Genomic DNA, 11,612 nt, shown 5'->3' on the forward strand with positions numbered 1-11,612 from the left:
AAATACGAATAAAAATATTTTTCAAACATGGCCTAGGAAACGTTTGGCATAATTTAAAGTAATTTAGTTTGGTGGGATAATTTTAGAATGACTTATTTACAAGGATTATTATTTGGTGTGGCCTACATTGCACCAATTGGAATGCAGAATCTGTTCGTGATTAATACGGCCTTAACCCAACCGCGCGGGCGTGCCTTTCGAGTTGCGTTAATTGTGACTTTCTTTGACGTCACGCTTGCATTGGCCTGCTTTTTTGGCATCGGTCAATTATTGACCATGTTTCATTGGTTAAAGGCGGCCATCTTGTTAGTGGGCGGCCTAATCGTTATTTATATTGGCCTGACTTTATTAAAGGCGCGGGATGTCACCGTAACTACAGCAACAACTGAGCCAACGTTTAGTTATTGGCGGGCAACAGGGACGGCCTTTGCAGTAGCTTGGCTGAATCCACAAGCCCTAATTGACGGCACAATGTTATTAGGGGCCTTTCGTGCGTCGTTGCCAGGTGCCAAGGGGAACTTTTTTATTGGCGGCGTAATGACTGCATCGTTGATTTGGTTCACTAGTCTAACCGGCCTAATCATAATCTTTAGAACACATTTAAAAACGTCCTTTTTGTTGTTGCTAAACCGAATTTGTGGCGTGATCATTATTGGTTACGGTCTAAAATTATTAGTTAATTTTTGGCAAAGTTACGTCCATTAAGAAAAAACTAAAGTTTATTTGAAGGATAGGCTGAACCAACAGTGGTGCAAATTATTTGTAAAAAAATAATTCTTAATTAAAAATAGTGCAAAAAAATAAGCCAGAAGTATAGTAACTTCCAAATCAAGCACAATTACTGAATAATTTACCGATCTAAACTATTTTGGTGATTGTGGTTGGTTTTGAAGTTAAATATCTTTTGACTTATTTTTTGTAGATCTTGAAACAAGTTCAGTTAATGCTTACATGCCAGGCATCCATAGATCCTTACGATCAACACCGCGCTCTTTAGCAAAGGCGTTCATTAAAGTGTTCATATCCATTAAATGATATTGACGGGGGTGCTTCGGATCATAAGATTCAATTTGGGCCATCATACCGCCATCTTCGTGTTCAATAATGTGGCAATGGTACATGTAAACGCCGGTTAAATCGAAACGAACTTTAATTCGGACAGTTTCCTTTGGGTTAACCCCAACAGTATCTTTTAGCCCATGTTCGTTTGGATAAGGTTCGTGACCATTGCGCGAAACAATTGTGAACTGCGTACCGTGAACGTGGAAGGGATGAACCATGCCATCTTTTGTACTATTAGTATTGGTGATGTCCCAGTATTGGGCGGTACCAACTTCTTGACGCGCATCAATTCGTGACATATCAAATTTCTTGCCGTTTAAGGCAACTTCTTCATCCATACCATCCATCGTAATTTTACGAATTGGTGTATCCGGACTTGGATCAGGGTCGTCAATCGTCACTAAGTGGTCTGGTAATTTGGTATTATCAGGCTTGAAATCATGAATCTTAAATTTAACCAGGGGAACGTCATCTGTGTAGAGTGTGACCTCATCGCCGGGCTTATATTTACCAAAGTCAACGATAACTTCTGCGCGCTCGGCACAAGTTAACATTAGTTTGGTGAGGTAAACTGGTTCAGGTAAGACACCACCATCCGAAGCAATTTGGGTAAATTCAAGGTCATCGCTGAAATGCAAGCGCCATTCACGGCGATTAGCACCATCTAAGAAACGGAGACGTAACCGCTGAGTTGTTACGTCAAAATATGGATTAACAGTGCCATTGATCAAGGCAGTTGGACCTTGAACGCCATCTGGATCGTAGTCAGCCTTGTAATCCCACTGATTATTTTCGTGGAAACGACGGTCTTGTAAAATTAACGGAATATCGTCAACACCATAATTTCGTGGGAAAGGTAGCTTGGCTTCAACATCGTCCTTAATAATGACGCCAGTCGCTAGTCCGTGCCAAACTTGGACTGCAGTTGATGGACAGGGGTGAGCATGAAGCCATGATAATGAGGCGGGCTGTTCAAGCGTGAAATCAATTTGGTTAGTTTCACCAGGGTAAACTGGAGCGTGACAACCGCCATCAGTAATGGGTCCAGAAACATCTAAGCCGTGCCAATGGAAAGTTGTTAATTCAGGAAGTTCATTTTTTAAATTAATGTGAATGTGTTTGCCACGTTGAAAAACGATGGTTTGACCTAATAACGGTGCGTTGTAACCCCAGGTCTTAGTCTTGGCACCGGGAACGAGCTGTGATTCGCCGGTTTGGGCAATAACGGTGTAGTACGTATCCGTTGCAGTTTCTTTATCAGGTTTTAAGAGTGGTGGAACTGCTAGCGGTTTTTCCGGAGCATCATAAACCTCTAGCGGAATATAACCACCATCGTGCGTATTAAAAGCAGGTTCATCAAAGAAGTAGTCAGTATAAACTTTAGTTGCCATTTTAACTTCCACACCTTTCTTAATATCAACCACATTATAACGCAAGAAAAAAGAAAGCGATTGCCTATTTTTGCTGGTCGGACCATTACCCAACTTATTACTGGTTAATGAATCCGCCCTAAGCCCTAAGACAGACCGCTTGAGGCTTGATAGGCTAATTATGGAGGCGAATAAAATGTGGTTACAACAATTTTGGCACCGACGTTCTTACTATAGTAAAAATATGTTGGTTGCAATCTTATTATTTTTAATAATGAATACATATACTGTTTCGTTAGTACTGATTACGCTGATTGTTATTGTGGGAACGCTGTTTTTCAGTTACTTACAACGACTGACGCTATTTTTACGCGGCGACTATGGTAGTTTCTAACAAGTGATTGGAAAACGGTTAGAAGTAAACTCTTTAGGCCTTAATCTAATTAGGATTCAGACTAAATTCATTTTGTGTGCCCTTGCAGACACTTACTAGTCATCTAGTGATAAAGCGCGTATACTTAATTAAGAAAGCGCTGTCTCTAAAAACAAAGATCTTTGTTTTTTAAAGAAGGGGTGATTGTAATGCGACGTATTATTAATTACTGTCAATTGCATTTTTGGGTGAGTATCATGTTACTTTGTGTCCTTTGGGTTAGTTCCTTTTCACTAGCGTCATATTGGCTGGGAACCGGGCACATTATTATTCATAATTTTGTTTTTCTAACTTTGATTTTGGTTTGTGCGCTACTTGAAAAATTCGATCGGATTAAAACGAAGTGAAATAAAAATAGGGGGAACCGCTAAAACAATTATTTGTTTTAGTGGTCTCCCTATTTTATTTGGCGCTATTGTGGTTCGATTTGATAAGTTAGCTGAACTAATTGACCAATTTTTTGTGCTTTTTGAAGTGCCAGTGGAACATCTTTTAAATTTGTGTTAAGTAACGGAATTCCCTTTCCTAGCAAAACTGGTGCAATTGTAATAACCAATTTATCGATTAGATGCACTTTAAGTAACTGAGAAAAGAGATCAGCACCACCAACTAACCAAATGTCCTGGCCCAATTCATTTTTCAATTGTCGGACAAATTGGGTAACGTTACCCGCTACAACCGTTGCTCGGTCTTCAGTATCATGAAGCGTTGTTGAAAAAACGTAATTTTGTTTATCACTGTAAGGGTAACTGCCAGCCAAGTTATTTGCTTGTAAATAGGTTTTGCGGCCCATGATGACTGTATCAATTGTACTGTAAAAGCTTTGGTAAGAGCTGTCTGCTTCAGTTGTATCTAATTGTTGTAACCAAGCCATGTCGCCATCTTCTTCGGCAATGTAACCATCAAGACTTTGAATCAAATATAAAACAACATTTCGGTTCTGTTCAGACATATGATCACCCCGTTTATTTAGGATCAGGGTAGTGCACCCCAATTCATTGAATCAATTATATCACGAAAGCGCTTTAAAAAGTGTGACTTAATAGTTAAACTAGGGAGTGTTTGGAAAAGTGCCAGATTCTACTCCGCAATTACGATTGGTCATTTGTAAAGACCGCAAATAATTGTTGGCGCTACGAATGTTGTCTATTCTTGCGGCAATGAGTTAAGAAACACAGTTATACAAAGTCTGGAACTGCGCGCGACTTAATTTGTCGCGAACACAAGACATAAAGCGCCAAATTGAAACACAGTAAGCACAGGAGCCTGCCTTTTCAAACACGTTTACACCAAATTAGCCAGAAAAATACTAATAAAGGTATTTTTCTGGCTAATCTAATATAACCCGAATTATTCATACGAGGTTTAATATCGGCATACCGCACAATTTTGGACCAATTCTCGTGCTGCTATGGCGTAGTCAAACCAAGATGTACTGTTTTTGCTAAAGGCTACCAAATTATGGGGCTGGATAAATTTTTGATCCTCAATTTTGAGCATACTTGCCCCTTGGCCGAACCGACTTTTTTTGATTTTTTGCACCAGTTTAGCCCCACTGTAGCGCTTGGATTCGAGCTAACAGTTGATAAAACAAATCCTGATAGACGTGGTGGCGGCTTAATTTTAGATAAAGTTGCCGGCCGCTGGTCACCAGCTTACCCGCTACTTTAAACAGCCATAAGCGCAAGGTTGTAACCTGTAATCGCTGATGTTGTACAGGCAACAATTGGCGCATCAAGCTGACTAAATTATAAGCGAGGACACTGAGCATCATGCGGGCATAATTTGGTATAAATTGCGAGCTAGTCATTTTATCCAGGTAAAAGCCAGCCTTGGCTTCCTTGATATAGTTTTCCATTTGACCCCGTTGGTGATAGGCGTGAAATGCATCTTCGGCGACAAAACTCGTTAAATTGGACACGAGGTATTCATGTTGAAATAACAATTCACCAGCTGGTCGAGTTGATTTAATATAGATCTGGCGCGGCTTAGACCATGATCGGGCTTGATAAGACGCGCGATAATAATGGACCTCGGTCTCAGTCCAATTCTGCTCATCACTGATCTGAACAAAACGTTCAGCCAGTTGGTTCAGCCGCCGATTGGCTTTCAGGCGGATCAAGTAAAAAGTGTCGTTGGCTTCACAAGTTTCGTATAATTCTGGAGTCGCAAAGCCACTATCCCCGCGGACCAAGATATCAGCGTTCGGTTTGACTTGATGATAGTGCTGTAGTAGTGGTGTGATAAAGGGGGCAATATCCGTACTGGTATAAACATTACCTGGGCGCAATTGAGCCTTTAAACAGTGGCCCGTTTGCCCGTCAAAAGCGACCAGCGGATGGTAACCCGTGGTACCGTAATGCGCATTAAAGGCCGTTTTTTCCTGATGACCATGAGTATCGGCGTGAGTCGAGTCAATATCGAGGATCAGCTGTTGTTGCTTGGCGCCAGTCCACGCTTGGTCAAGCAATGCTTGATTCAACGTTTGTAATGAGGTGATGGTCTGCTCGTCACAGCGTTGCCAAAAACGGGATAATGACGGTTGTGAGGCCAATTGCGGTTGTGCCAATAGTAATTTAAATGTGGGGTCATTGCGCAAACTGGTGGCAGCTAGATCGGCCGGGTAACCGGCGATCAACTGCAGCACGACCTGTTCTAGTAGACTAACGTTGCTGTAACGAGCGTAATGGCGCTGGTCATCAAAATGGACTAATTGATACGCTAAGGTCGTGAAATTGAGTTGCGCCATTAATTCTTTGACCAACACTAGCCCAGCATCAGTGGAAAGTTCACCACCAGTGTGCGAAATATGTAATTTAGGATTGAAATTAACTCGTTTTCCCGGTAAAGTTGCCATGAGAAGGACCTCTTTCTTTGGGTGGATAGCTGACTTGTGGTGAATCAACTATACCAAATCGGAGGTTCTTTTTCTGCACTAAAAAGGTGAAAAATAAAAAACACAGTACCGCCCATGATACCGGGGTGACACTGTACTTGGAGAACTTATGGTGAATAATTCAGGTATAAAGGTATTTATTTGTTGGCATCGTGCAGAGGTAGTCTCAAGACACTCCCAGTTCACAATCACTAAAAGCTTTGCTATGATGAAGGAGATAAACTACGATAACGAAGGAGTCAGTTATGACAGAAGATCAGTTTTCACAGCCAGTTTTAGATTTATTAGCAGAAGTTCGCCAACGCTTTACTGGTGAGGTTAAAGTTCGAGTAAGTGATGAAAGTAGTGGCTATTTACGGCATGATCAAGCCCAACAGGTTTTAAATCCAGATGGCAGTTTAGCTATCTTAGTTAACGATGCGACCGATGTTGATTACACCGTCTCACATGAGCTATTACATTTATTGATGGTGATGCAGGGTTATCCGCAGATTTATTTTAACTTAACAACTAACGATGAGGCACTAGACCAACAATTAATGGCAACGGCAACTGATTTATATAATGCCGTTTGTCACGTTGTTGTTGTCAGTGAACAGCATAAACATGGTCTACTGACGGATACGGTTAAGCGCCAATACTTAAAGGGAATCCTCGATGTCGTCACGCCTGAGGATCCTAAAAAAGCGGATCGCTTGTTAGTTTTCCGAGCAGTTAGTTTGTTAGATGCGCTAGTCTTTTATCAAGGAGAGACTGAGTTTTTTGACGATCTATTTACGCAACGCTATACCGTGGCGTACGCTGCTGCCAAACAACTATACCAAGTGGTTAGTGCTAAACCAATTACGTCACCATTTGCGTTACGACGGACAGTGGTTAACTTATTTCGGGCCTTTGATCAGTGGTTGGAAAGCGCTGGTTTGCCAGTAGCACACCACGATCAATTTACAACCTTGGCCGGTGTCTTTTCAGATCGACAGTCAAGGCTGGAAGTGCGGCAAGTCTTTGACGTTTTTCATTCTGAATTGACTACCAAGGGTTCAAACGAACGTGCTTACATCGGTTTAGGCAAAAACGATCAACAAAATACGTTTGTGGTAACACCACCTAAGAATGAAAAGGATAGTGCCGCCTACTTCAAAGAACTTTACGCACTATCGGTTCAAGAATTAATGGAAAAAATTAATATGGCTTTTACGTTGCGTTAAAAATTTAGGGGGCTTTTTTATGTTTGATTTAAAGCAAGCAATAACAAAGGCGCACTACGTCACTTTTTTAACTGGAGCAGGCGTTTCAGTGCCTTCAGGAATCCCGGATTACCGGTCAAAGAATGGCTTATACGCGAATCAGCAAAATCCGGAGTACTTATTAAGTCACGATAATTTAGTTGATCATCCCGCCGATTTTTATAAATTTGTAAAGGACAATATGTACTATCCTGCTGCTAAACCGAATATTATTCACGAAAAAATGGCGGCCATTAGCAATGCCAAGGGTATGATTGTTACGCAAAATGTTGACGGGTTGCACACTGCAGCTGGTGCTGAGCACGTGGTGGAATTTCATGGCAATTTGTACCAAGTCGATTGTCAGCGGTGTCACCAGACCGTTCCTTATCAAGAATATTTGCAGGATTATCACCATAAAAGTGATGGCGGTATTTTGCGGCCAAAAATTGTTTTATATGGCGAAGGATTAAATGAGCAGGCAGTCAGTACGGCAATTGATGCTGTCGCTAAAGCCGATTTAATTATTATTTGTGGAACGTCATTTCGGGTAGCACCGTTTTCGATGTTGACAAATTATGCCCGACCTAATGCGGAAATTGTGGCTGTTAATGAAGAAAAGCTTGATTTGCCGTTTAAGTTCACAATGGTGCAGGCCAATGCTACTGACGTTTTCGCCAAGCTATAGCGGCACGGACTTGTGTTGAAAATGAAAATTCAGTAAAATAAAATTTAAAATAACGAATGGAAAGTGGCTTCCGGCTGCTTTTTTTATTAAGAAGAGGGGGTCATCGATATGTTAGAAGAAGAACGCAAACAGATTGATGAAATTGATCGGCAGTTAACGGCCTTATTTGAGCAACGTCTAGCCGTTTCAAAGAAAATTGCTACGGTTAAACATCAGCAGAAAATGTCACTAACCAATCCCACGCGCGAGACCGAAGTTATTCAGGCGCAAACTAAGAACTTAAGTGACCAGACGCTGGCACCGTATTTAACCGACTGGTACCGGAGCACCATGTTGCTGTCTAAGCAATATCAGGCTAATGTGATTAAAAAATTACGGCAGTAAAGACTAGAGAGTGTTTGAAAAAGCGGTTAGATTCTGAGGATTAGCCTAAACAGACGAATTATCTGTGCAACAGATGATTTGGCTGTTGTAGCTAACCGCAGGAATCTGCTTTTTCAAACACGTTTCCACCAAATTAGTCAGGTGAATACTAGTAGAAACTATTTCCAAACATGGCCTAAACAGCCGAATTATCTGTACAACAGATGATTTGGCTGTTGTAGCTACTATTCCGCAACTGAGAATTATTAGCTAAGTACGCTAATAATTTTGATGCTTCATCCGTTGTCCATTCAACTATGGCGAAAAGCGCCAAGTTGAAACATGGCAACCGCAGAAAGCTGCTTTTTCAAACACGGTGATACGAAATTAGTCAAGTAAATACTGGTAAAAGTATTTCCAAAACACGATTAGGCAGTGCAATATGCTAGAATAATCCCAGTGGAGGCAATAAGATGACCTACAAATATACCTTAGCGATTGTTCACGCACAAGAACAAATTTTGGTGATCAATCGGTTGAAAAAGCCGTATCCAGGGCAGTGGAATGGTGTAGGCGGTAAGGTTGAACCACACGAAACCGCAGATGTGGCAATGCAGCGTGAAATACAAGAAGAAACACAATTTCGGCCGAACGATTATCAACTAACGTTGGCCGGAATTCTTGATTGGCATATTGATGGCCGTTACATTGATAGTATTTACGTTTACGTGGCTGCACTGACTAAGGCTGCACCACAAAAATACCCACAAATGACGCGTGAAGGAATTTTGAATTTCTTTTCATTAGATTGGTTAACCCAATCTGCCAATTTAGGAGTTGTAGCTGATTTTCAACAGATATTGCGGCCAGCACTTTCTGGGAAAAAGCAGCGTTATAATACGAACTTTATTGACGAACGATTAGTTGACTTTAAAGTGACACCATTGATAATGTAACTAGGCGGAAGGGCCGCCTAAGAGAAACTTAGTTTGACTATAACGTTCAGAAAAGCAAACAGAAAGTTGCAATCTAGGTTGTGTTTAGAAAACACTTTTTACTATTGTTTTTTGGCCAATTTAGTGTAAGCGTATTTAAAAAACAGCTTTCCTAGTGTTTTTCTAAATGCCCCTTAAATTATAGATTGCGCAATTTTATCAATTGCAAAGTAGCGTTTTGATGGAGGACACTTGCTAAAGAATTGGGAGGTGTAAATTAAAAATGAGATTAGATTTTTCTGTTGCCGTTCATAGCTTACTTTATTTGGAACAAAAACAACCGGCCGTTATTTCAAGTCGTGAGTTGGCCGTTTCCATGACGACTAACCCGGTAATGATTCGAAATATTCTATCGGTTTTACATAAGCAACATTATATTCGCGGTGTTGTTGGGAAAAACGGTGGTTATCAACTCGACCGGACACTTGCGGAGATTAACGTTGGAGAGCTCTACGATTTAACGATTCCGCCAACAATTAGTTACGCTCGTTTTACGACTGGAAATACGGAGGCCAGTGGTGCGGGCAGTGATATTAACCGTAATATTGAGGCCACGTTGACGGATTTATTTACACTTGCTGACACGGGTTACCGTGCTTTTTACCATCAATTTACGATGGCCGATTTAAAGCAGGATATTGCTCAACACGGTTATTTTAAACAAATTGCGCGGTTGCCTTATCAAGGAGGCACGGAGTAAAGTGGTGCACGAGGATCTATTACTGGCGCTTCAGTTATTGATGATTCGGATGCGGCGGACCAAACGATTACAGTATTTTGTTGGTATCATTACAGTGTACGTCGTGCTTAAAATCTTCTTTCAGGCTACCCCAACGTTATTTGCCGTTTCTTTTACGCGCACGCGGGCATCCTTGGTCGCTTTTTTAACGGTGATTATTATGATTGCCCTGAATAGAATACGCCGTAATTATCGTGTTAGCGGTCAACAACTAATCTCGATGTTGGGACCACTGAATCAGCAAGAAGCTGCAATTGTCCAACAATTCAAACGTTGTTAAAATCGTAGGATGAGGATTAAAATAGTAAAATGAGTAATTGGAGCTTGGGGATTTTCCAGACTCTTTTTTTGTAAAGTATGATTTTGGAATTGGAGGATGTTGCCGTGATTACGATTGGTTTAACAACGTGGACGGAACACGGCAGCTTAATGGGCGCCGATCAGTCACGTAAGTTAACGTTACCAGAGTATAGTGAATTTCTACCCTGTGTTGAACTAGATACGCCATTTTACGGAATTCCGCGACAAAGTTCTTTTGCTAAATGGGCGCAAGAGACGCCGGAACAGTTTCAATTTATTGTTAAGGCCAATCAGGTTATGACGCGCCATCGTGATTATCAAGAGACTGGGGCACCAAGTGTTGAAGCCGTATTTCAGCAATTTAAGGACAATAGCCAACCACTTGTTGAAGCCGGAAAGCTCAAGACGATCTTGCTACAATTTCCACCGTACTTTGGGGTTTCTAGAGAAAATATTTTGTATTTGCAACAGGTTCGCCAGTTTTTACCTGATCTGCCGTTAGCCGTTGAATTTCGGAATAAGACTTGGTATGAAGAAATTTATTTAAAACGAACTTTAAATTTATTAAGGCAGTTTGCGTATAGTCACGTTATTGTGGATGAACCACAAACGCCGGCGGGTAGTGTTCCGTACTATCCAGTGGCAACTAATGACGATTTAGCAGTTTTTCGGTTGCACGGTCGCAATTTTAGTGGCTGGGCAAATCAGGATCGTAATTGGCGTAGTCAGCGAACACTTTATCGCTACCGTGAAAGTGAATTACAAGCGCTGGTGCCAGATATTCAGCGTTTGGCGGCCACAACCAAGGAAATTTGTGTTATTTTTAATAATAATTCTGGTGGCGATGCCGCAGGTAACGCCTTAACCTTGAAAAAACTATTAGGGCTAGAGTTTACAGGCCTCAATCCCCAGCAAATTGATTTATTTTAGATTAAAAAAGGAGAATGAGCATGACGATTCAACGTTGCACTTGGGCAGAAGCTGATCCTTTGTTGCAGGCTTATCATGATCAAGAGTGGTGTCGACCAACCCATAATGACCGAACACTGTTTGAATTACTTTGTATGGAAACGTACCAGGCTGGTTTAAGTTGGTTAATTGTATTACGGAAGCGAGTGGCCTTTCATCAGTATTTTCATGACTATGATCCGCAGGTTGTTGCTCAAATGTCGGTAGCAGAAATTGATTCGGCCATGCTTGATCCAGCAATTATTCGTAATCGCCGTAAGCTAGAAGCAACAGTAATCAATGCTCAATCTTTTTTAACAATCCAAAGGCAACAGGGCAGCTTTGCTAATTATCTTTGGCAATTTGTTGCCAACCAGCCAATTGAGCATCAGATTACTGATGCAAGGGAATTACCGGCTAAAAATGAATTATCCCAGCAAATTGCTAAAGACTTGAAGCAACGTGGTTTTAAATTTATGGGCCCGGTAACAACTTACTCATTTATTCAGGCTGCTGGGCTGATTAACGATCATGTTATGAATTGCGCCTTTCGGCAGGTAACACCACGAAGATAGCGTGATGACGCAGAGTC

14 protein-coding genes are annotated in these 11,612 nt (G+C 41.3%); 11 read left to right on the forward strand and 3 right to left on the reverse strand.

Features of this window, described 5'->3' with window-relative positions:
* Positions 1-87 precede the first annotated feature (87 nt).
* Positions 88-705 carry a LysE/ArgO family amino acid transporter gene (locus AYR53_RS05520; protein ID WP_068225599.1) on the forward strand — a complete coding sequence of 206 codons (618 nt, stop codon included), beginning with the start codon at positions 88-90 and terminating at the stop codon, positions 703-705.
* Positions 706-947: 242 nt separating this feature from the next.
* Here the strand turns inward: AYR53_RS05520 and AYR53_RS05525 are convergent, their stop codons facing one another.
* Positions 948-2,453 (reverse strand): multicopper oxidase family protein, encoded by a 1,506-nt coding sequence (locus AYR53_RS05525; RefSeq protein ID WP_068225598.1) that lies wholly within the window; start codon positions 2,451-2,453, stop codon positions 948-950.
* Between the two features lie 175 nt (positions 2,454-2,628).
* Here AYR53_RS05525 and AYR53_RS05530 point away from each other — a divergent pair, with 175 nt between their 5' ends.
* Positions 2,629-2,826, forward strand: coding sequence for a hypothetical protein (locus AYR53_RS05530; protein ID WP_068225597.1), 198 nt, complete (start codon positions 2,629-2,631; stop codon positions 2,824-2,826).
* Between the two features lie 188 nt (positions 2,827-3,014).
* Complete coding sequence (locus tag AYR53_RS05535; RefSeq protein WP_068225596.1) at positions 3,015-3,212, forward strand: hypothetical protein; 198 nt, start codon at positions 3,015-3,017, stop codon at positions 3,210-3,212.
* A 65-nt stretch (positions 3,213-3,277) separates the two neighbouring features.
* Here the strand turns inward: AYR53_RS05535 and AYR53_RS05540 are convergent, their stop codons facing one another.
* On the reverse strand, positions 3,278-3,817 hold the full coding sequence (locus AYR53_RS05540) for a dihydrofolate reductase family protein (RefSeq protein ID WP_068225595.1): 540 nt from the start codon (positions 3,815-3,817) through the stop codon (positions 3,278-3,280).
* Positions 3,818-4,411: 594 nt separating this feature from the next.
* Positions 4,412-5,722, reverse strand: a complete 1,311-nt coding sequence (locus AYR53_RS05545; protein WP_068279064.1) for an IS1380 family transposase — start codon at positions 5,720-5,722, stop codon at positions 4,412-4,414.
* A gap of 284 nt (positions 5,723-6,006) precedes the next feature.
* Here AYR53_RS05545 and AYR53_RS05550 point away from each other — a divergent pair, with 284 nt between their 5' ends.
* The 8 genes from AYR53_RS05550 to AYR53_RS05585 all read left to right on the forward strand — a co-directional run bounded on the left by AYR53_RS05550 (position 6,007) and on the right by AYR53_RS05585 (position 11,595).
* Entirely contained in the window at positions 6,007-6,969 is a 963-nt protein-coding gene (locus AYR53_RS05550; RefSeq protein WP_068225594.1) for a hypothetical protein, read from the forward strand.
* Between the two features lie 19 nt (positions 6,970-6,988).
* A complete protein-coding gene (locus tag AYR53_RS05555; protein WP_068225593.1) occupies positions 6,989-7,675 on the forward strand; it encodes an NAD-dependent protein deacylase in 687 nt (228 codons plus the stop codon).
* Positions 7,676-7,783: 108 nt separating this feature from the next.
* Positions 7,784-8,059 (forward strand): chorismate mutase, encoded by a 276-nt coding sequence (locus AYR53_RS05560; protein WP_068225592.1) that lies wholly within the window; start codon positions 7,784-7,786, stop codon positions 8,057-8,059.
* 452 nt (positions 8,060-8,511) lie between these two features.
* The gene (locus AYR53_RS05565; RefSeq protein ID WP_068225591.1) at positions 8,512-8,994 is read left to right on the forward strand and encodes an NUDIX hydrolase; all 483 of its coding nucleotides are present in this window, start codon (positions 8,512-8,514) and stop codon (positions 8,992-8,994) included.
* A 262-nt stretch (positions 8,995-9,256) separates the two neighbouring features.
* Positions 9,257-9,733: an Rrf2 family transcriptional regulator gene (locus AYR53_RS05570; RefSeq protein WP_068281180.1), complete on the forward strand. Its 477-nt coding sequence runs from the start codon at positions 9,257-9,259 to the stop codon at positions 9,731-9,733.
* A 1-nt stretch (position 9,734) separates the two neighbouring features.
* Positions 9,735-10,052 (forward strand): hypothetical protein, encoded by a 318-nt coding sequence (locus tag AYR53_RS05575; RefSeq protein WP_068225589.1) that lies wholly within the window; start codon positions 9,735-9,737, stop codon positions 10,050-10,052.
* Positions 10,053-10,156: 104 nt separating this feature from the next.
* Positions 10,157-11,002: a DUF72 domain-containing protein gene (locus AYR53_RS05580; protein WP_068225588.1), complete on the forward strand. Its 846-nt coding sequence runs from the start codon at positions 10,157-10,159 to the stop codon at positions 11,000-11,002.
* A gap of 20 nt (positions 11,003-11,022) precedes the next feature.
* On the forward strand, positions 11,023-11,595 hold the full coding sequence (locus tag AYR53_RS05585) for a DNA-3-methyladenine glycosylase I (protein WP_068225587.1): 573 nt from the start codon (positions 11,023-11,025) through the stop codon (positions 11,593-11,595).
* Positions 11,596-11,612: the final 17 nt, after the last annotated feature.

It is taken from the genome of Loigolactobacillus backii, from assembly GCF_001663675.1.
Taxonomy (GTDB): domain Bacteria; phylum Bacillota; class Bacilli; order Lactobacillales; family Lactobacillaceae; genus Loigolactobacillus; species Loigolactobacillus backii.